This window comes from Nostoc sp., assembly GCF_036917815.1.
Taxonomy (GTDB): domain Bacteria; phylum Cyanobacteriota; class Cyanobacteriia; order Cyanobacteriales; family Nostocaceae; genus Nostoc.
This window is the reverse complement of record NZ_JBALEK010000033.1, coordinates 1-20,765: the sequence shown is the minus strand read 5'-3', so window position 1 is coordinate 20,765 and position 20,765 is coordinate 1. Positions and strand designations below refer to the sequence as shown.

General features: G+C 42.6%; 16 protein-coding genes. 7 read left to right on the top strand and 9 right to left on the bottom strand.

Annotated elements, in window-relative coordinates; genetic code table 11:
- The first annotated feature begins 101 nt into the window (after window positions 1-101).
- On the top strand, window positions 102-1,376 hold the full coding sequence (locus V7K97_RS08310; protein WP_334800397.1) for a DNA cytosine methyltransferase: 1,275 nt from the start codon (window positions 102-104) through the stop codon (window positions 1,374-1,376).
- A gap of 140 nt (window positions 1,377-1,516) precedes the next feature.
- On the opposite strand, the gene V7K97_RS08305 is transcribed toward V7K97_RS08310, so the two are convergent.
- Window positions 1,517-1,981 (bottom strand): type II toxin-antitoxin system VapC family toxin, encoded by a 465-nt coding sequence (locus V7K97_RS08305; RefSeq protein WP_334800390.1) that lies wholly within the window; start codon window positions 1,979-1,981, stop codon window positions 1,517-1,519.
- A 42-nt stretch (window positions 1,982-2,023) separates the two neighbouring features.
- On the opposite strand from V7K97_RS08305, the gene V7K97_RS08300 reads away from it, so the two are divergent.
- On the top strand, window positions 2,024-2,221 hold the full coding sequence (locus V7K97_RS08300; RefSeq protein WP_334800389.1) for a hypothetical protein: 198 nt from the start codon (window positions 2,024-2,026) through the stop codon (window positions 2,219-2,221).
- A gap of 125 nt (window positions 2,222-2,346) precedes the next feature.
- Here the strand turns inward: V7K97_RS08300 and V7K97_RS08295 are convergent, their stop codons facing one another.
- Window positions 2,347-3,720 carry a hypothetical protein gene (locus tag V7K97_RS08295; RefSeq protein WP_334800388.1) on the bottom strand — a complete coding sequence of 458 codons (1,374 nt, stop codon included), beginning with the start codon at window positions 3,718-3,720 and terminating at the stop codon, window positions 2,347-2,349.
- A gap of 294 nt (window positions 3,721-4,014) precedes the next feature.
- A complete protein-coding gene (locus V7K97_RS08290) occupies window positions 4,015-4,530 on the bottom strand; it encodes a hypothetical protein (RefSeq protein WP_334800386.1) in 516 nt (171 codons plus the stop codon).
- Between the two features lie 243 nt (window positions 4,531-4,773).
- Here V7K97_RS08290 and nfi point away from each other — a divergent pair, with 243 nt between their 5' ends.
- From nfi to V7K97_RS08270, 4 genes are all read left to right on the top strand, one after another.
- Window positions 4,774-5,439, top strand: coding sequence for a deoxyribonuclease V (gene nfi, locus V7K97_RS08285; RefSeq protein ID WP_334800384.1), 666 nt, complete (start codon window positions 4,774-4,776; stop codon window positions 5,437-5,439).
- A 519-nt stretch (window positions 5,440-5,958) separates the two neighbouring features.
- A complete protein-coding gene (locus V7K97_RS08280) occupies window positions 5,959-6,540 on the top strand; it encodes an RRXRR domain-containing protein (RefSeq protein ID WP_334800382.1) in 582 nt (193 codons plus the stop codon).
- Between the two features lie 58 nt (window positions 6,541-6,598).
- Entirely contained in the window at window positions 6,599-7,177 is a 579-nt protein-coding gene (locus V7K97_RS08275) for an FHA domain-containing protein (protein WP_334800380.1), read from the top strand.
- A gap of 221 nt (window positions 7,178-7,398) precedes the next feature.
- The gene (locus tag V7K97_RS08270; protein ID WP_334800379.1) at window positions 7,399-9,354 is read left to right on the top strand and encodes an FHA domain-containing protein; all 1,956 of its coding nucleotides are present in this window, start codon (window positions 7,399-7,401) and stop codon (window positions 9,352-9,354) included.
- 296 nt (window positions 9,355-9,650) lie between these two features.
- Here the strand turns inward: V7K97_RS08270 and V7K97_RS08265 are convergent, their stop codons facing one another.
- From V7K97_RS08265 to V7K97_RS08240, 6 genes are all read right to left on the bottom strand, one after another.
- Window positions 9,651-11,180 carry a YifB family Mg chelatase-like AAA ATPase gene (locus V7K97_RS08265; RefSeq protein WP_334800377.1) on the bottom strand — a complete coding sequence of 510 codons (1,530 nt, stop codon included), beginning with the start codon at window positions 11,178-11,180 and terminating at the stop codon, window positions 9,651-9,653.
- Between the two features lie 241 nt (window positions 11,181-11,421).
- Window positions 11,422-12,663: a pentapeptide repeat-containing protein gene (locus V7K97_RS08260; RefSeq protein WP_334800376.1), complete on the bottom strand. Its 1,242-nt coding sequence runs from the start codon at window positions 12,661-12,663 to the stop codon at window positions 11,422-11,424.
- Window positions 12,664-13,420: 757 nt separating this feature from the next.
- Window positions 13,421-14,896 carry a pentapeptide repeat-containing protein gene (locus V7K97_RS08255; RefSeq protein ID WP_334800375.1) on the bottom strand — a complete coding sequence of 492 codons (1,476 nt, stop codon included), beginning with the start codon at window positions 14,894-14,896 and terminating at the stop codon, window positions 13,421-13,423.
- A 176-nt stretch (window positions 14,897-15,072) separates the two neighbouring features.
- Window positions 15,073-16,272 (bottom strand): sensor domain-containing diguanylate cyclase, encoded by a 1,200-nt coding sequence (locus tag V7K97_RS08250; RefSeq protein WP_334800374.1) that lies wholly within the window; start codon window positions 16,270-16,272, stop codon window positions 15,073-15,075.
- 321 nt (window positions 16,273-16,593) lie between these two features.
- The gene (locus V7K97_RS08245; protein ID WP_334800373.1) at window positions 16,594-16,824 is read right to left on the bottom strand and encodes a DUF6737 family protein; all 231 of its coding nucleotides are present in this window, start codon (window positions 16,822-16,824) and stop codon (window positions 16,594-16,596) included.
- Between the two features lie 19 nt (window positions 16,825-16,843).
- The gene (locus V7K97_RS08240) at window positions 16,844-18,463 is read right to left on the bottom strand and encodes a cyclic peptide export ABC transporter (RefSeq protein WP_334800372.1); all 1,620 of its coding nucleotides are present in this window, start codon (window positions 18,461-18,463) and stop codon (window positions 16,844-16,846) included.
- A 589-nt stretch (window positions 18,464-19,052) separates the two neighbouring features.
- Between V7K97_RS08240 and hpnJ the strand changes: the two genes are divergently transcribed.
- Window positions 19,053-20,507, top strand: a complete 1,455-nt coding sequence (gene hpnJ, locus V7K97_RS08235; protein WP_334800370.1) for a hopanoid biosynthesis associated radical SAM protein HpnJ — start codon at window positions 19,053-19,055, stop codon at window positions 20,505-20,507.
- Window positions 20,508-20,765 lie beyond the last annotated feature (258 nt).

Here is a 20,765-nt window from a genome sequence, read left to right as displayed (position 1 = left end):
GACGGGAAACTCCGAAGACGAATAAGACCGTCCTTGTACTAGTTGAATTTGGGAGAGCAACTACTTCAGCCGAAGGCAAGTTGGGGTACTTCACAGGTGTCATGGCTTATGAGATGAGAAAACAAAGAGCGATCGCAGTTGATTTATTTGCTGGTGCGGGCGGTATGACTCTTGGCTTTGAGCAAGCTGGTTTTGATGTGTTAGCCTCTGTGGAAATTGACCCGATCCACTGTGCAACACATGAGTTTAACTTCCCTGATTGCTCAGTGTTATGTAAAAGTGTTGTGGATACAACCGGGGAAGAAATTAGGAATCGGTCTAAGATTGGCGATCGCGAAATTGATGTGGTAATTTCTGGCTCTCCATGTCAAGGATTTTCCCTAATTGGTAAACGGGTTGTTGATGATCCCCGAAACTCTTTGGTGTTTCATTTTCATCGGCTGGTTTTGGAGCTAAAACCGAAGTTCTTTGTCATGGAAAATGTTCGAGGAATCACAGTTGGTGAACATAAACAAATCCTCCAAAACTTGATTAGCGAGTTTAAAATTTACGGCTATAAAGTAGAAGAAAATTACCAAATTCTGAACGCCGCAAATTACGGAGTACCACAGTCTCGTGAGAGATTGTTTCTCATAGGTGCAAGGGAAGATGTAGAGTTATCGAAATACCCTCAACCGATTACTAAACAAGCATTAGTAAATAATTTAAATTCTAATTTAAAAAACATATCTGACATTCCATTGAGTCCTACAGTATGGGATGCAATTAGAGATTTACCTGAAATAGAAAAATATCCTGAGTTACTAATAAGAGATTGGGTTGTAGCAGAATACGAAAAGCCTAGTAAATATGCTCTTGTGCTTCGCGGATTAAAATGTCTAAACGATGATTATTCTTACAAACGAGAATATGATTTGCGAATACTTTCTTCAAGTTTAAGAACAAAACATTCTGGGGAAACTATTCAACGTTTTCAGGAGACTCAACAAGGCGAGAGAGAAAAAATTAGTCGTTTTCATAAGCTACATCCTGCTGGTGTCTGTAATACTTTAAGAGCCGGAACAGATAAGTATAGGGGTTCTTTCACATCTCCTAGACCAATTCATCCAATTACGCCGCGCTGTATCACAGTTAGGGAAGCAGCGAGATTGCATTCTTACCCCGATTGGTTTAGATTTCATGTAACTAAATGGCACGGATTTAGGCAAGTTGGTAATTCTGTACCACCGCTACTAGCAAAGGCTGTGGCGTCAGAAATTCTTCGCAGTTTGAATATTTCGCCTTTTAAGCCGAGTTTGCGATACAAATTGGGAGACGAGAAGCTATTACAATTTAATATGTCGCAAGCGGCACAATATTATCAGCGTGACTGGTAAAAATACACTGCTAGGGAGAATTAATTTGAGAAAGCAAAATTATTGATAGATCAGGAACCCTCCGAAAGCGCTGATCATTAGTTAGAAAAGTAGAGCATTGAGTCATATCATGTCCGTATAAATAGTTATGATTCCCACAGTCATTGCACCCCACCCCCAACCCCTAAGAGCTTGCGGGGAGGGGAGACAAAGCGTAGCTTTGGCGGGGTGGGGTTCTTCGGGTTTAATAAGTAATCAAGCGAACATGATATCAAGAGTGCTGTTGCTGCATGGATAGCATCTGGTAATTTGATGTTAATACTGGCACGGAGTTGAGCGGCTTCAATTAAAACATGACGACTGACAGGAATCACTGTTAAATTCTGTGAATTGCTAATCAGTTGTTTGTAAGCTTTCTGTTGAGCTAAGTCATGATTTTGGAAGGGTTTTACCAATACTTCAGCAAGTGATAATTCACTAGTTACTATACTCAAATTACCTTGATCAACACTTTGGAATAACTGAGTTAAATCTTCGAGGAATGCTGAATATCCCTCTAAAGCATAGATCCAAATGTTGGTATCGAGGTAGATCCGTGTGCCTTGAATAGCATCTAGAATTCCCATGCATCTCGTTCTTGGCGAATAAAGTTATCCACTTCTTCCGGTGTGGCAAAATTGCCTCTAGCAGATCCGATAAAGCTAGTTAGAGGCTTTTCAGAATGCTTTGCGGGTGACTCCAGAAGTACTATTACCTCAACAGTTGCACCTGCTGGAAGTTCTGAAGAACAGATTTATACTACACCACCAGGTTTGACGATCGTCTGTTGCCTGAGTCCATTAAGCATGATAATTTATCTTCATTAGTGTCGGAATATCCCATTTCATCAGGATAGGTGGAAATAAGAGCGATGTCTACGGCGGCAAGCTACGCTCTGCTTTCTCTAGTTTAGCTTTGAGGTGCGTAGGCGTAGCCCATCGTAGACATCGCTTTACTTATTACCAAGGGAATTTTTCTCAGCGTAGTTGAGATTTCTCTGATATTCTTTGATTTTTTGTTGAGCTACTATATAATTGGGGCTTGAAGATGACACAGTTTTCATAAGTGCGATCGCAGCTTCCCACTGACTTGCAACTGTTTTCCACTCATCTGGAGATTTTGCTGATTGAGTAAGGTTAGCTGCATTAATTGCTTTACTTACTGCCTCTCGGAATATATCAGTTTGAGGTGTGAGTGCTGTTGCAAATGGAGTTGGCAAAGTAACTTGAGAAGCTATAGAAGTTGGTGCTTTTTCTTTTATTTTAGGAATTTTTACTAATGAATATATTCCGATGGCAACCAAGGGAATGAGCATAATTATCAGAAGTTTTTTACTGAAATTCCTAGGTGTTTTATAATGATATTGAGATAGTGATAGTAGCTGTTTTTTGCCTTTCTGCATTTGGGTTAGACCCATATCACCACGCAATCTGTCAATTTCTAAATCTGTCTGATTAATACTATCGCTTTTAGGTCTAGTTTGAAAGCTTTGGACTATAAGTTTGAGCTTAGGAATGAAGCGTTTTATTAGCAAGTGTTCTAATTGGTAGAGATATGCGGCACTGAACATCCAAATCAGGAACCAACGTTGGCTTAAAAAATTATTATTTTCAATGCTGTAAAAAATTCCATTTGTTGCACGTCCTGTTAAATTCCCCGTACAACCATTGAAATATTCCGGTATTTGATTGTACAAGTTGCAACTAGAAAAAGCTAATTCCGAAAAGATAGTTAGGATTAGCATAAAACAAAATCCCATAACGACTGTGCCATAGAAACCTGCCCATAAACTATTCAAAGTAGGTATCCATTTAGGTAATTTATTAAATGATTTAGGCTTTTGCCAAATAAACCAGAAAAGATGGTAGACAAATGCTAAGAAAATTGTTGGTATTAATAAGCCGAATAAAACAGAAAATATTAATAATATAGGGCTGTTGCCAAGAACTGATATAAACACTCCGGCGAATCCAAAGACTATTAAACGTGTGCCAGGAAATGCTATGGGAACTAGAATAATTGCCCTAAGCCAAGAACTAGGATAAGGAAACCAAACTGGCCATATTTGAGAGAGTGTTTCGTATTTTCCCTGTTTAGCAAGTTGTAAGATACTGGAATGTTTTTTAGTCTCCTCATTCTCAGGAGTAAAATTTAAATAATCCGTCCAAGCTACTGAGGTTTGTCCTTTATTTTTTCCATATATTTTTACAGACTTAATAGCTTTAGCTTCCAACTTGATTATTAGTTTATGAATAAAAGTGACTGATGGTTCTTGCTCCGGTACTTGAAAAGATTCCAGAATTACCTGTAAGCAACCATCTTTCAATATTACCTTGGCACTAACATCTTTTGGTTTTAAAAGGTAATTAATTACTGAAGCGATCGCTTGTGCATCTCCCTGTTTAGCAAGTTCTAAAAGCTTCGTCTGTGTCATAACCAATAAATGCGAAAATCTGATAAACTATCGTCTATCCTAGAATTCCCCTTTCTCAGCCAAAACTAACATTTTTAAAATCTTTCAAGCCATATATTTAAAATTTCCGTTGGATTTGTTAGATTTCTTGTAAAACCCCAAATTTAAGACTCTTTATCTACGTCTATATGTGAGCTAAATTAAATACTAACGTTCCCTTGTAATCACAGAGCTACCATTACTAATACTTACTTTTTGAATAAATACTTCACTACAAGATGCTAAAATGTCAGCGCTTATTTGATTGGCAATAAATTCAAAGTCTTGCTTTGTTAATTCCCGTGCAGTATCGCCACTTAAATTAATAAAAATAGTTAAAATTTGAGGATCGCTAGAAGACTCTTCATTATCTACTGCTTCTACTTCTGCCACACCCAAATAAAACTCCTTACTCCAAGCTGGAAACTCCTTACCGGTTTGTTGTCCATAAACTTTCACTTTTTCAACAGATGCAGCCCCTAAAGCCGTTAAACCTTTGCGGATAAATGCAACTAAAATTTGCTGATTTAGTACTTGGGCAGATTCTAGCATTACCTCTAAGCAAGCATCTTTGAAGGCAACTTTTGCAGTGATCCCCTTGGGGTATAGATGGCGGTTCATCAGAGATGCGATCGCTTCTGCATCTCCCTGTTTTGCAAGTTTGAGAATATTTGGCAGTGTCATAACCAGTAAAAGGAAAAATCTCGGAAAATAAACTTATATTCTCAGGATTCCCTCTTCACAGCCTTAAGTAACATTATGATGCAAAATATCAGCTAAACTAGGCTAAAATGTCTATTATCAAGATAGTCGTTCACAGACTTTTACAATAAATATCTTTTCCCTGGATCAACATCAAAAACTCTTGTTTTTGTCCTTGCCAAATTAACAGGATTAATATTAATCAGTTTACTTCCAATTTAAAATATGAAGTTTTATCGAGATCATACTTGGCCTTCGACACTGGAAGAAGCTATAGCTATCCAAGAAAAGCTGCGATATCAAGTAATTACCTCCGATCAACTGCCAGAACCTATCCAGTACGTTGCAGGAGTGGATATGGGTTTTGAAGCTGATGGAACCATTAGCCGTGCAGCTGTCGCAGTCCTGAGTTTTCCTGATTTGCAAGTAATTGAGACAAGCCTAGCATACCGTCCTACGACCTTTCCTTATGTTCCTGGGTTCCTCTCATTTCGGGAAATTCCAGCCGTCCTCGATGCCCTGGAGAAGATTAAAACAATACCAGATATCATCCTGTGTGATGGGAATGGAATTGCTCATCCCCGCAGATTAGGTATAGCAAGCCATTTAGGGTTACTTGTGGATCTACCGACAATTGGTGTAGCTAAGTCCAGGTTGCTAGGGAAGTATGAGGAATTGGCAGAAACTAAAGGGAACTGGCAACCACTGATACATGAAGGTGAAACCATTGGGGCAGTTTTGCGATCGCGCACAGGAGTAAAACCTCTCTACATCTCCAGTGGTCATCGAATTAGTTTACCCACCGCCATTGACTATGTATTACGCTGCACGCCCAAATATCGGCTGCCAGAAACTACACGCATTGCTGATCAACTAGCGTCGGCAAAATAAAGCTTAGACCTCTTACAAAAGTCTTTAATACCCCTCCCCGCAGGCGGGGAGGGGAGAATTTGACGTAAGTCAAAGGCGGGGTGGGGTTCTTTTTTTGATTTATGCAAGATGTCTCTTGTTGAAGTTTTTTCTAAATACTTGCTTCCACCGACTCAATCGTGTTAGGAATCGCACAGAAACAAGTTGAAGTAGCTAAATACGATTTACGAAGTTAGAACCGTCACTAACTCCGGGCTGAAGCCACGGAGCTTGTCCGAACCAATTCGGACAACGTAAGTAGAGACTAGGGTTCGTAGTTGCGCTTTAGCGCTAAAGCGCAACTACGAACTAAATTAATACCCCTCAATTTAAACTTGACGGACTACTAGCCCATTGAGACTTGATTTCACACGGACTTCCGAATACTTCCCTAGTTCGGATTCACTCTCAGCCTGATTGGTTCAGGCGTTGCGTTAAGGCAAGACATTGTCATCAGGTTGGGCGAAGGGACTTAAACTCACGCACAGGATTATCTCTAAAATGCGTATTCCAGTTGTCAGTAGTCAGAATCAACCACTCATGCCGACTAAACCGAGTCGCGCCAGGAAGTGGATTCGAGAGGGTTTTGCTATCGGCAAGTTTAACGACTTGGGGCAGTTCTATGTCCAGTTGATAGACGAACCGAAACCAAGCCAAACTCAGCCCGTTGTGATTGGCATTGATCCCGGCAAACTGTATTCCGGTATCGGCGTTCAGTCCTCTCAAGTCACGCTGTTTACGGCTCATTTGGTACTGCCATTTCAGAAGGTCAAAGACCGGATGGAACAACGCGCCATGATGCGACGTGGCAGACGTGGACGCAGAATCAATCGCAAGGTTGCATTCAGTCTTAGATCGCACCGTCAGAAACGCTTTCACAATCGAAGAGGCTCTAAACTGGCTCCCTCGATTCGTGCCAATCGGCAACTAGAACTCAGAGTTGTTTCTGAACTTGGCTTTGTGTCAGGCGACACTGAAAAACAAATATCTGTAAGCGTTGCTAACTGGAAACGGTTAGGACAGATAGCCGCTAGTAAGGTGCAATTGATCCGTCGTTCAACCGGATTAATTGTTGCTTCATAGCGTCTTGTAAAGCCGTCCTCCGCAACGTTTTAGGACGGGGTTTCCACCCACATTTTTGATGAACGCACTAACTTTACAGTGGCACGATGCAGGTCAAGATAAAACTCAGAATATTTACGAACAACAGCCAAGTCAAAATCATGGCACTGTCCGCATCGGTCGCGATCCCCTCCGGTGCGATATTGTTCTGAGTCACCCCACTGTCTCTGGACTGCACGTTGAAATATTTTTTCATCACCAGCAACAGCGCTTTTATATTAGGAATTTGCGATCGCAAAATCCTCCCATTGTCGATGGACGGCAATTAGTTCAAGGTGAAATGCCTTTAACTGAAGGCACTAGTATCTCTTTGGGACAACTTAAACTCAATGTTACTGGCATTTCCACAGGCAGCATTCCAGCAACAATTTTGTTGCCACCAGATCCACCAGTCCATATCGGACACCAGTACAATCCACCAACACCGCCAGGAACTTATGGCTTAGAATGCCCCAAATGTCATAAAGTTTCCCCAGGAGAGAATCTACAAATTGGCTGTCATTGGTGTGGCACATCTTTAGCTGCGGCGGTGAGTGTTTTGGTAGTTAGGAATCAGGGAGTGGGGAGTGGGGAGTGGGGGAGAAGCAATGACCAATGACCGAATGGCACTAAGAAAAGCTATAAGCTTTGCCCTAACTGGTTCCCAGCCTGGAGGCTGGGAACCAGCTCTGAGAGGCTCCGCCTCCTCTTTCTTGATGAGAGGCAGCAGCCCATTCAGAATACATTCCCAGCCTCCAGGCTGGGAACGAGGCTACATAAGTCTTTGGGCTTTTCTTAGTGCCATTCGACCAATGACCAATGACAAATGACTAATGACCAATGACTAATGAACAAATCCAATTGAGTTGGGAAGAACCAGCGACGGGTGAACGGCGAGAACCAAGGTTGAATATGCCGATCGCTTTTGGTCGAGAATTTGCCCGTTTACCGGCTGAACTTAGGGGAGTGCGGGTTTCTCGGATGCTGCTTAACAGTAACGAAGTTTCTCGCTACCATGCCCTAATTGATTGGGAACAAGACCATCTAGTAGTGATTGACCAAGGTAGCGTTAACGGTGTCTATGTCAATGGTCAACCACAAACGCGCAGTGTCTTAGCTAATGGCGATACGTTGCAAATTGGCCCCTATTTAATAACGGTGACATTTGCCGCTAGCGCCTCTGCACCAGATACTAGCCCCCCTTCAACGATTCACTTCAACGCAAATACCAATGTTCCAGACCCCAGGTTGCCTGTATTCCAACCGCTAACGCCCTCGGTAAGTAATTTCCCGCCATTAGCGTTTCAGGCACAAAAGGTCGCCGTGCAAGCACTTCATGCTACAGGATTTCCAGTAGATGAATCTGATTATCTGGCGATCGGGGCGGGATTGGGTAGCTTTTTATGGGCTGATTTGCTGCGAATTAGTGGTGTACGTGCTGATAAAATTGTAGCTTTGGGATTAGAGGCGGAACCTTATGCTCGTTACAAGCGCCTTTGTTTGAATTCGCAAATTCCCTTATATGAAAGACTGCGTTCTAATTCTGACTCTTGTCCTGATAATATTTGGGGTTGGCCTAGTTATGCCTTGCGTGAGGCTTGGGGTGACTTAGCCAAGGGACAGATAAATTCAGCATTCAAGTATTTGTGGCAAGTCTTTGCTGAACCAACATTTGCCGAAACTTATACTCCCCGTGCGGGTAACGTCTTTGATTCCATAGATAGGGAGACGAAGCGCATTGGCTGGAATCAAATTTATCGTTATGGACGAGTTAGGGGAATTCGCAAAACTGATGATGGCAGATATTGCGTAGCCTATTCTCGCGCCCCAGGAAGTTATGCTTTTTTAGTTACTCGTTATTTACATTTAGCTACTGGGTATCCAGCAATTCAATTTCTGCCAGATTTGCAAGCTTATAGGGAAAAATATCAAGATTTTAAATCTGTTGTCAATGCTTATGAAGCTCACGATCATGTTTATGAGCAACTAGAGCAACAAGGTGGTACCGTATTGATTCGAGGGCGAGGAATTGTGGCTTCGCGGATTGTGCAGCGCATTTATGAAGCGAGAAAAAGAAATCGGAATATTGCAGTTTTGCATTTAATGCGATCGCCTAAACCCCAAGGTAACAAATTTCAAAGAGCCACCCGCCTAGTCAAAAATCATTACGAATTTCAACCCTTTAACTGGCCGAAAGCCTGTTGGGGCGGCGAACTCCGGGTAATGTTAGAAAAAGCCAGTCCCGATGAACGCAAGCGTTTACTAGCAGACTGGGGTGGAACTACCACCGCAGACCGCCAGGATTGGCAGCAAATTACTGCCCAAGGCTTAAGCGAAGGTTGGTATCAAATTAGCTTCGGAGAGGTGCTGGATGTGGAACGAGATGCCCAAAACCGGACTATTACCCGTATCCGAGAGCAAAGCTTTGGGGAAATGAAATTGCTAGCTGATTTTATTGTTGATGCTACTGGACTGGATGCCAAGGTAGATACCAATCCCCTCTTAGCAGATTTGGTGAAACATTACAACCTCCCAGTGAATCATCTGGGGCGATTGACTGTAGCGAACAATTTTGAATTAGTAGAAATGCGTAGTGATAGAGGTCAAATGTATGCGGCTGGGGCTATTACATTAGGTGGGCCTTATGCAGCAGTTGATAGTTTCTTGGGCTTGCAGTACGCCGCATTAGTCGCCGTTGATGGACTCGCCGCCGCCCGTGCTACTGGAGTTCAAAGGTTAAATGTTGTAAGTTCTTTTGGGCAGTGGTTGAAGTGGGTGTTAAATCAGTCGCCTTAGTATTAGGGGGCAGGGGGTAGGGGGCATTGGTGTCAACTTAAGAAGATCAAGGGACGAATGGCACTAAGAAAAGCCCAAAGGCTTGTGTCGTCTCGTTCCCAGCCTGGAGGCTGGGAATGTATTCTGAATGGGCTGCTGCCTCTTGTCAAGCTACTGGAGGCGGCAGCCCCCCAGAATGGGTTCCCAGCCTCTAGGCTCTTAACCAGTTAGAGCAAGGGCTGTATCTTTTCTTAGTGCCATTCGATAAAGGGACAGGTTATACCCTGCATCTAACAGAAACTTGTGATTTCACCCTTTCACTGCATTCTATCAATTGTGCGATACTGAATTGCTTCCGCTACATGATTGGTTTTGAGCTTTTCCTCTCCCGCCAAATCTGCAATAGTTCGTGCTACTTTGAGAATGCGATCGCTGGCTCTTGCCGATAAACCTAGTTTTCTAATTGCTGCTTCTAATAAATTCCGACTAGCATCATCTAATTTGCACCATTTCTGAAGATGACGACTTTGCAGATGGGCATTGCAACGCAGATTTTGTTCTTCTTGGAAACGGGTAATTGCGCGATCGCTTGCTTGTTGTACTCGTTCGCGTACTGATGTTGATGCTTCTCCGGTAGGTTGTTGGGTAATTTCTTCTGGTTTCAAGCGATTCACTGCAACTTGTAAATCAATTCGATCCATCAACGGCCCAGAAAGCTTTGCCCAATATTGCTCGCGTTGGCGGGGAGAACAAGTACATTGTTGAATGGTATCGCCATAGTAACCGCATGGACAGGGATTGGTACTCGCTACCAAAGTAAACTGTGCGGGAAACGTTACTGATAGTTTAGTACGCGAAATTGTGACATAGCCATCTTCTAAAGGTTGACGCAGAAATTCTAATACATCTCGTTTAAATTCTGTCAACTCATCGAGAAAAAGTACACCGCGATGTGATAATGATATTTCTCCAGGACGAGGGAAGCTACCACCCCCCACAAGAGAAGGCCCCGATGCTGAGTGGTGGGGACTGCGAAAAGGGCGATCGCGTACCAATGAACCACGATTTTTCAATAAACCAGCTACCGAATGAATGCGAGTCACTTCTAAAGATTCGGCAAAGCTCAAGGGCGGTAAAATTCCCGGTAAACGCCTTGCTAACATGGTCTTGCCACTACCAGGCGGTCCAACAAAAATTAAATTATGCCCGCCAGCCGCAGCAATTTCTAAAGCACGACGCCCATGAGCCTGTCCTTTCACATCATGCAAATCTGCGCCAGGGTAGGATGCTTTTGCCGTTTCCACTGCACTATCTATCTGTACCGGTTTGTAACGCCCCGGATTATTTAAAAAATCCACCACCTCAGAGATATGTTTGCAGCCGTAAACAGCCAAACCTTCAACCACTACTGCTTCTTGGGCATTATCAGCAGGGAGAACTAAACCAGCAATTCCCATTTTTTGGGCTGCTGCGGCGATGGGTAATACACCAGCCACCGGACGCAAACTGCCATCCAAAGAGACTTCGCCTAAAAATAGATAATCCCCCAACAAATCAGCGCTAACTTGCTCAGAAGCCGCCAAAATTCCCACACTAATAGGCAAATCGAAACAGGGGCCTTCTTTGCGTAAATCTGCCGGAGTTAAATTAATGACTATCTTTCGCATCGGAAAGGCAAAGCCAGTATTTTTCAAAGTTGCTTTGACTCTTTCTCTTGATTCTTGAATTGCTGAATCTGGTAGTCCCAAGACAACAATTCCCGGTAATCCCCCTGACACATCGACTTCTACGCCTACTTTGACGGCATCGATGCCCACAATTGATGCACTCCAGACTCTAGCAAGCATTTCTTATATAATTGATAGAAAACACCAAATGTAATTGATGGAAAAAGCCGGATCTGTCGCAGGGATAAAGCACAATCCTCATGGGTGTCAACTTCAGGCCAAACCCCTTTAAACAACCTCGTTTCCAACCTCTGGCTGAAAATGCTCCTCATTGCGGTTGCGGCTTTGCTGCCAGCAAGGGAGGCAGAGCCTCCCATAATCCATTCCCAGTCAGAGACTGAGAACGAGACAATACATCGCGCTATCGCCAATTTTGGGGTATTTTCAGGTTTTCGGGTAGGATTGTGGTGCGATCGCCAATGGCCTGTTCAATCTGCGGTAATTCTAGGTTTTCCGAGCCGCTCAAGTTCGCTCCAGAGAGGTTAGCTTCTTGGAGATCAGCTTCTTGGAGATTAGCTGTACTAAGTAATACACTTTGTAGATTAGCTCCAGCCAGTTTTGCCCTTTGCAAGTTACTGCCAATCAGGTTTGCATCTTGGAGATTGCTACCCTCGAAGTTAACTTCTTCCAAGTTGGCATCACAAAGGATTGCTCCTTCCAAGTTGGCATCACAAAGGATTGCTCCTGCTAAGTTGGCATCACAAAGGATTGCCCCTTCTAAGTTGGCATCATAAAGGATTGCTTGGGAAAGATTTGCTTTTCTGAGAACTACGCCTTGAAGATTGGCTTCTGGGAGGATGGCTTTTTGCAGGTTGGCTTCATGGAGAATTGATCCACAAAGATAAGTTACTGATAAATCTGCCTCAGAGAGGTTTGCTCGTGTAAAATTGACCCATTGCAAGTTAGCCCCGACAAGGATTGCTCTAGAGAGGTTAGCTTCCGTTAAATCTGCATTGCTAAGGTCTGTATTGCGTAAATCAAGTTTCTGATTGACTGGATCTTTATATGAATCGCGTCGCCCAATGACAGTTAAGGCTGTTTGAATATCTGTAGGAAGTTTTGATGAATCCTGTGACTCGTCCTCATATTCCTGATTCACCGGGGCATTTTCGCGGATAAAAGCAGCGAGGATTTCCATAATTGTCCAATGGTCTTTCGGAGAATCTTTGGCAATTCGTTCTAAAGCATAAATTGCGGCAAATCGCGTTTCAATCTTTTCATTTCCCAGTTGTTCGATTGCTTTAGAAAAGCGTTCGGGAACAATCTCTTGTGGAATTGGTTGTCTGTAATTGATCCCAGGTTTGGTGTTGTGATCCCAAGCTAGTGTTCCAGCTAGAAGTTGTGTTAACAGGCTCTGATTCTCATCCAGAGAGAGTCTGGAAGTATAGTAAGCATTAATAATTAATGCCAATCCTCCAATGATTATGGCAATAGTTGTTAATGCTTGGGTGATGTATTCGATTTTTTCTTGAATTGAAAATCCTTGAATGTTTTCAAAGAACGAGAAAATTAGAGTTAATGAGAAAATAAATATAACTGAGATAAATACCAATAAAGTCGTCAGTCCATTTGTCTTTATCAAAGATATGTCATAAGTCTTCATATCTGACTCCTTATACAAATAAATTTAGGTTGATTCTAAGAGCATCCGTAAATATCTGATAGAGTACAAACACGGATAAACTTGACAGATTCTTAAATCTACTGCATAAAAATCATTTATGAAATCTCTAACAACTGATATATAGCGTTTCTCAATCTAGTGAGGTACATCTTAAGCCCCCTCTCGAAGAGCGGGGAGGGGGTTGGGGGTGGGGTTCTTGTACCTCACAAGGGCCGAGAACCGCTATAGGAATCATATTTGATTTCTGAAAAAATCTCGGTAGTCTTGTAGTAGCCTGTCATGGCTTTAATGCTGCAAAAAAATTGTCGGTTGGGGAGCCACTGCGTTGCGCGGGTTTCCCGCGTTGTAGCAACTGGCGTTGGAGGCTTTGCCAAAGCCAACATCCTGATAATCAGTTGGGTTGCGCTCCGCTCCACCCAACAAAAGTCTAATGCACTATTTTAGCCTAGAGGGTCCACTACGTGCATTTCCAAAATCAAATACTAGTACAACACGGCGTAAATAAACCAACCATTTTAAATAGCCAGAAAGCTTACAAAATAAGCATTCTTTCTTTTTACTTTTGCCTTTTTACTTTTGCCTTCTTGTACTAGTCCTATATCAGGTTCGGATAAGTAATTATATTTAACGATGTCGGGTTTCATATTAATAATGATTACGGAGACTTTTGGTAGAAACTATGGTATTTTATGAAATCGGTAGAATACGCCCAAATAACTAATGATGCTGAGGTTACTTAACCAGACTGCCGCCAATGTGTTGGTGCTTCGATATAATCAGGTAGGCGAGTGGTGCGATCGCCAAGTGCCTCTGTAATCTGCTGCAATTCTAAGTTTTTCGCTCCTGTCAAAATTGTCCCTTCCAATTTGACATCAGTAAGGTTAGCTTCAGAAAAATTCGCTCCCATCAGGTTTGCCTGAGTCAGGTTAGCTTGATAAAAGGTTGCCCGATATAAGTTTGCTCCAATGAGGTTAGCCTGATACAGGTCAGCTTCCGTTAAGCTAGCTTCTGAGAGGTTGGCAAAATAGACTTCTGTTTGGTGGAGTTTGGCTGCGTTCAAATTAGCTCCAGAAAGGTTGGCACCATTTAAATTAGCCCCACAAAGGTTAGCACCAATCAAACCCGTTAGATGCAGGTTCGCTTTACCTAATTTTGCTCCTTGCAAATTCGCTAAAAACAACTTGGCCCCTGAGAGATTGGCTATTTTCAACGACGCTTGTTGCAAGTTAGCTTTATAAAGGTTCGCTCCCTGTAAATTAGCTGCACGCAGACTTGCTCCAGAGAGGTTGGCTGAACGTAGGTTTGCTCCAGAGAAGTTGGTACGATTGAGGTTAGCCCAACAAAGATTAGCTCCACACAAGCTAGCTTTTAGTAATATTGTTTCGTAGAGAATAGACCTAATGAGTTTAGCGCCACTAAGGTCAGCACCACGCAGGTCAGCACCACGCAAGTCAGCCCCACTCAAGTCAGCCCCACGCAGGTCTGCTTCTTGTAGGTTAGCTTTGAGCAGGTCTGCTTGTCTAATGTCGGTGTTACGTAAATCAAGTTTCTGATCTTTTGGGTCTTCCAGTGAATTACGCCTACCGATAACAGTTAGGGCTGCTTGAATATCGGTGCGTATTTTTGGTAATTCTTCATGGAGGTTTTGCTCCAACTGCGGTGTCGGACGCGACCCACCTCTACGCCTACTTGAGTAAACTGCTCCTTGATATTCCGGGTTTTGCTGCTCCCCTTTGACGCGCTGTATAGGTGCATTCTCTCGTACAAAGGCAGTAAGAATTTCCATGATTGTCCAATGTTCTTGAGGAAAATCCTGAGCAACTCTTTCTAAGGCATAAATTGCGCCTGTCCGAGTTTCAATTTTGTCATGGCCAAGCTGGGAAATTGCCCCCATAAAGCGTTCTGCAATCAATCTGTCTTGATTGAGTTTTGCATTTTGAAGGCCAATTTCTAGGTTTTTCTCAGCTGCGATCGCATTCTTCTGCATCGCTTGGGCACGCTTTGCTGCATAATAAGTATTAAACATTGCTGCCGATGCGAGAAAAACTATTGCAGTAGTTGTTAATGCTTGGTTTCTATACTGGATTTTTTCTGCAATTGACAATTCCTTAACGCTGGATAAGGCGAAGAAAATTACAGTCAAGGAGAAGCCAAATATAACTATTATAGTTATCAACCAATTCAACAGAGCATCTGTCTTTTTAGAAGACATGGTAAAAATTTTCCTTACAACCTAGAATTATTACTTAGATGTGTAGGAAAAATAGTATAGCATTTAACAGAAAATTATAATATAGGACTCATATTTGATTTTTTATACTTAGGGGAGCCAGTTGCAACAACGGATAGCGAGGTACGAGCGTTGGAAACCTCCGCAAGGCACTGGCTCTACTCTCCTTGACGAATAGATTGCTGTTTGAGACGTTTGTGAGCGTACATTAACTCATCAGACCTGGCGATTAGTTGTTCTAGTGACATATTGCTTTCTGGTGAGCAACGCTCTATGCCCATACTCATCGAAAGTTCATAGCTACGGTTTTGCTGTTGATTAAAGTTGGTAATATTTGCTTGTAGATGCCCTTGGATGCTATCAGCATCTTTAAAGTAGCTGGAGACGAAAACAATAAACTCATCTCCACCCAAGCGAGCAACAATATCCGAGTTACGAAAACTTTGCTTGAGTAATCGAGCCGCATCAACAATCAAGGCATCTCCCATATCATGACCGAGGGTGTCGTTAATCTGTTTTAGCCCATCTAAATCAATGAAGATAACCCATGACAATGTTTTCATGCGGTGAGCAATTTTTAACTGTTGTTCAGCCATTAGGAAGAAACCACGTCGGTTATGCAAACCTGTTAGTTCATCGGTCAGTGATGCTTGTTTGCGGTTGCGAACTTCCTGAATGAGTTCCATCTGAGCGATGGCCTGACGACTTAGGCGGCGCAGTGCATCTAACTGCTGGTAACTTAAACGACGAGGAGTGGTATCTAATACGCACAATGTCCCGATAGGCAAACCATTGGGTGTAACTAGTGGGACTCCAGCATAAAAACGGATTTTGGGATTACCTTTGACTAGGGGATTGTTAATAAAGCGATCGTCCTTGATGGCGTTGGGAACCACTAAGATATCCTCTGGTTGAAGAATGGCATGGGCGCAAAACGCCCAATCTCTAGGCGTTTCCCTGGCTTTTAGTCCAATCTTAGATTTAAACCATTGGCGATCGCTATCAACTAAGGTAATTATTGCAATTGGAGCCTGACAAATGTAGGCAGCAAGAGCAGTTAGGTCATCAAATGCTTCTTCTGGTAGGGTATCCAGAATATTGTAGTCTGCCAATGCTTTCAGCCTCTCTGCTTCATTGTCAGGTAGAGGAGCAACTGGCATTTTCACAGATGAGTGTCTGAACCTGAGCCGGGAAAGTCTCGGACGCTGGAAATTTTGCAACAATCGCAGGATTACCTCTCCAACAGCAAGGCTCAGTGAGCTAAACATCTCTGCAACGAAAATCAACATTCGGTCGAATATACAGAAATATTGTATTGCATGATGTTCTTTATGCCTTTGGTTTGCTCTGTTGTTCATATCACCCTGGCTTTGACTGTGCAAATTCCCTAAGTATATAAATGCTTACAAAGTCTTTTGCCCACAGCCAGGTTGAAAATTATGAATATCAGCTAGAAATTATCAAAACTTATTATACTATCAGAGTGCTTCGCCAAATTAGATGTTTTTAATACAATGTTATTATGTATATACACATAAGTTCTGAGGATTGAAAGCCGACCCTCAGAACTTCCCCTTATGTGATGACATACAGGCAAGCCCCATTGCTAGCTTGACTTTCAGGACTAATAAGTGTTGAGTAGAAAGTTCATAAGTACTACTTCTTACATCAGGCTTAAATTACTCTTTATACGACTCCAAAATACCACTGCGAATCATTAGTTGCGGCCAAAACAGCACAAAAAATCCCATCCACGTCACTACAGGAACGGAGACGAGAACTGTTAGCCAGATAGTTTTAAATAGTAACCAGCTACTACCAATCAGTGTTACACCAGTCAGAACTATAGACCAGGGCTGACACCACCAAGGTTTGTAGTTCCAAGGACTTATGGGCTTTTGTTCAGACATTTATGAATTATTTTGATGGTTAAGTTTTGTCGTACTCTATTTTCCCATAGTCAAGTTTGATAATTCGGTCTGCTAAATGAAAATAGCGATCGTCATGGCTAATCACCAGGACTGTTTTACCCCGCGATCGCAGTTCTGGTAGAAGTTGAGTGTAAAATATTTCCTTGAACACCGGATCTTGATCGGCTGCCCACTCATCAAATAGATAAATTGGTCGATCTTCCAAGTAGGCTGTGAGTAAAGCTAATCGTTTCCGTTGTCCTTGAGAAAGAGCAGTGGTAGAAAGTTGTCCATTTTCAACTTTCACTTTATGATCTAGTTGCAGCAGTTGTAAATATTTTGTGGCTTGAGCATCCAAGTAAGAATTTTTTAATCCTAAAAGTTCTTCAAATAAATAAAAGTCGGAAAATACCACGGAAAAATGCTGGCGATACCATTCTCGGTTCTGTTCGCTAATTAGCTCGTCATCAAGGCAAATTTCGCCGTTTTCAGGAATGTAAAGTCCGGTAATTAATTTTGCTAGGGTAGATTTGCCGCTACCATTACCGCCGACAATGAAGACTAATTCTTGAGGATAGAGCGTTAAGTTAACGGGGCCAAAAATAAAGCTATTGTCTTCTTGAACTGGATAGTAAGTGTGGGTAACATTTTCAAATTTTAAGCTGTGCCAGTCAGATTTAAGTGCAGGTGGAACAGTGGATATTTCAGTTCGACTAGCTAGAGATAAACCCAAGGACTCGATTTTTTGCAAGGCAATAGTGGCTTGACTTAATAGGGGAAGTTTGCTGATGATGTTATCCATTGGTAACACCAGATAAGTGAAGGTCAAAATGTAGCCAGAGAGAGTTTCGGCATTGATGGTAAGCAGATTAGGCAGCACGAACATGACAAAACCGAGGGCAAAAAAGAATACGAGTTGACCCCAGCTAGAAGTTGTGGCAAAAAGAGTTAGACCTTTAACGTTGTGATGACGAAACTTGTTAGCAGTTGATTGCAGTTTTTCTTCTAAAAAGTCTTCACGCCGCCTGTAATTTAGTTTTAGTTCCTTAACTCCTTCGGTAATGGTGCGAAAATGTTTAAATAGATGATCTTCATCTTCACGAGCTAGAGCCAACAATTTACTGCCTCTGTTGAGTAGCCACTGACAACTAGCGATCGCTACTACTGAAATCCCACAAAGCAGCACCAGCACTAACCAAGAAAGCCAGGTAATATAGGCTATGCAACCCAGGACGATGGCTAAATTAATAAAGATGAAAGGCATCTGATAAACAGCATTAGCAACCGCCTGAATATCTTCTGTGAGAGTTGCCAATAGTCGGGGATTTCCTAAACTTTCCAGATGAGTCAACTCAGAAGCGAGAATTTGCCGACTCAAACCCATCCGTAATTGCAAGACTGCATTCTGAGAAAGGCGAATCAGCATCACTTGAGAAACAATACTGGTAACTAATACAACTATTGCCAGCCCCCCAAAACCCCAAATTATGGATGTGATTCGGGAAGCACTACTGCTACTTGCAGCATGGCTAATTAAGGCAATCAAACCCGCACTACTACCGCCACTCAAAAATCCCGTAGCGATGGCGATCGCTACCATCCCCCACGAAGAACGCAAAAGAAAGTAAATCAAATTCATGACAGATGTCTATGCCCCATGCCCCATTTTTAAGATAGTTATTTCTAGATAAATTTAGATTGCGCTTTTAGGGTAAGTTTTCTATCTTAACAGTAGACCGGCAAAAGTCTCCTAACACCCCCCGCAGGACAACACATCTATCTCTGTATACAAGAAGATCCCCCTAAATCCCCCTTAAAAAGGGGGACTTTAAGAAGTTTTTGCCCCCCAATTTATCGGGGGGTTGGGGGGATCAAAAGGCTGTGGGGCAACTCTCCAAGACTTGTGTGTACAGCGCAGGATTGCCCAGAGGCGAGACTTTGCCGTAAGTCACAGGCTCTTTGAGGTTCTTTTTTTGATTTATCCAAGAACTCTAGTTAGAAACTTCGGAAATATCACGGTAAGCTAATTAGAATTAGGGATTTCCAAGAAATAAATTATGCAAATAAACGAACCACAGAGGCGCAGAGAACACAGAGAGAGGAGAAATACAGAGGTTTTTGCGTCAATTTTGGGATATTTTTCTCTTTGGAAGTCCCTTACCCTGATAACGTATTCGCGCAGAGTCTCGGAGACTGTGCGTAAAATTATATATTGAGGAAATATACCTATGAAAAAAACTTTGTTTCTCAGCCCTCCTTCCTTCGATGGATTTGATGGGGGAGCAGGTTCACGATACCAAGCCAAGCGCGAAATTACTTCCTTCTGGTATCCTACATGGCTGGCGCAACCGGCAGCCCTTGTACCTGGTAGCAAGCTGATTGATGCACCACCACACGATCAAACAGTAGAAGATGTAATCGAAATTGCTAAAGATTATGAGCTAATTATCATGCACACCAGCACGCCTTCGCTGCCTAATGATGTGAAGTGCGCCGAGACAATTAAGGCTCAAAACCCTAATATCCAGATTGGCTTGATTGGAGCGCATGTAGCAGTATTACCAGAGCAGACGCTCGCTGAAAACCCAATAATTGACTTTGTGTGTCGCCACGAATTCGACTATACCTGCAAAGAACTGGCAGAAGGTAAATCTTGGGAAGAAATCACAGGTCTAAGCTACCGCGATCGCCAAGGTAATATACGTCATAATGAAGACCGCCCCTTGATTCACGATTGGGATTCTCTGCCCAGTGTATTGCCAATTTATCATCGTGATTTGGATATTACCAAATACTTTATTGGCTACTTGCTGCATCCATACATTTCCTTTTACACTGGGCGAGGCTGTCCAGCAAAATGTACCTTCTGCCTTTGGCCACAAACGATTGGTGGACACTTATACCGCACGAAAAGCCCGGAAGCTGTGGGGCGCGAGATGGAAGAAGCCAAAGCTCTCTTCGGTGACAAGGTGCGAGAATATATGTTTGATGATGATACCTTTACGATAGACAAACATCGGGCGATCGCTATTAGCGAACATCTGCGGCGACTCAAACTGACTTGGAGTTGCAACGCCCGCGCCAATCTGGACTATGACACCCTGAAAAAACTACGCGATAATGGCTTACGTCTACTCTTAGTAGGATTTGAATCTGGCAATCAGCAAATTCTAGATGGGATTAAGAAAGGAATCAGGCTGGAAGTAGCGCGGAAGTTTATGGAAAATTGTCATAAACTTGGCATTACCGTACACGGCACATTTATCATTGGTTTACCCGACGAAAGCCAAGAAACAATTGAAGAAACAGTCCGCTTTGCTTGCGATATTAGTCCTCATACAATTCAGGTTTCCATCGCCGCTCCCTATCCTGGAACAGAACTTTATCGTCAAGCACAAGAAAATAATTGGTTTAGCAATAATTCCTTAGTTGCTAGTTCAGGAATTCAAATGTCCACACTGCAATATCCAAATCTCTCCAGTACTGAGATCGAGGATGCAGTTGAGAAAATGTATCGTAAATTCTACTTCCGTCCTAGAGCGATTATTCCAATTGTCGCTGAAATGCTCACCGATCCCCAAATGTTAGTACGTCGTCTGCGTGAAGGGCGGGAATTTTTCTCTTACTTAAAAGATCGTCGCACCCAAGGAACTGCCAAAGCAGAATCAGTAGTTGTTGGTTAGTTGTTGATTGTTCTTTTTGGAGCTTTTCTTTGTGAGAGGATGTTTGAAAAGTCCTCTTGTGAGTATCAAAACGTTCTAGATCCCCCTAAATCCCCCGATAAATTGGGGGACTTTTATTCCAGTTCCCCCCTTTTTAAGGCAGGGCTGATTCATTCCCTAAAAGGCCTTAATTTACAAGCGTATCAGTCAAAAAAATCAGGTTTTTAAACACTCTAATTGGGTCAAAAACCAGGCGATCGCACTTAAATTTACCGATTG

Bases quoted from the DNA above. Each gene is read 5' to 3' on its own strand.
- V7K97_RS08310 (WP_334800397.1), top strand. From the start codon at position 102: ATGGCTTATGAGATGAGAAAACAAAGAGCGATCGCAGTTGATTTATTT.
- V7K97_RS08305 (WP_334800390.1), bottom strand. From the start codon at position 1,981: ATGGGAATTCTAGATGCTATTCAAGGCACACGGATCTACCTCGATACC.
- V7K97_RS08290 (WP_334800386.1), bottom strand. From the start codon at position 4,530: ATGACACTGCCAAATATTCTCAAACTTGCAAAACAGGGAGATGCAGAA.
- nfi (WP_334800384.1), top strand. From the start codon at position 4,774: ATGAAGTTTTATCGAGATCATACTTGGCCTTCGACACTGGAAGAAGCT.
- V7K97_RS08280 (WP_334800382.1), top strand. From the start codon at position 5,959: ATGCGTATTCCAGTTGTCAGTAGTCAGAATCAACCACTCATGCCGACT.
- V7K97_RS08275 (WP_334800380.1), top strand. From the start codon at position 6,599: ATGAACGCACTAACTTTACAGTGGCACGATGCAGGTCAAGATAAAACT.
- V7K97_RS08270 (WP_334800379.1), top strand. From the start codon at position 7,399: ATGACTAATGAACAAATCCAATTGAGTTGGGAAGAACCAGCGACGGGT.
- V7K97_RS08265 (WP_334800377.1), bottom strand. From the start codon at position 11,180: ATGCTTGCTAGAGTCTGGAGTGCATCAATTGTGGGCATCGATGCCGTC.
- V7K97_RS08260 (WP_334800376.1), bottom strand. From the start codon at position 12,663: ATGAAGACTTATGACATATCTTTGATAAAGACAAATGGACTGACGACT.
- V7K97_RS08255 (WP_334800375.1), bottom strand. From the start codon at position 14,896: ATGTCTTCTAAAAAGACAGATGCTCTGTTGAATTGGTTGATAACTATA.
- V7K97_RS08250 (WP_334800374.1), bottom strand. From the start codon at position 16,272: ATGAACAACAGAGCAAACCAAAGGCATAAAGAACATCATGCAATACAA.
- V7K97_RS08245 (WP_334800373.1), bottom strand. From the start codon at position 16,824: ATGTCTGAACAAAAGCCCATAAGTCCTTGGAACTACAAACCTTGGTGG.
- V7K97_RS08240 (WP_334800372.1), bottom strand. From the start codon at position 18,463: ATGAATTTGATTTACTTTCTTTTGCGTTCTTCGTGGGGGATGGTAGCG.
- hpnJ (WP_334800370.1), top strand. From the start codon at position 19,053: ATGAAAAAAACTTTGTTTCTCAGCCCTCCTTCCTTCGATGGATTTGAT.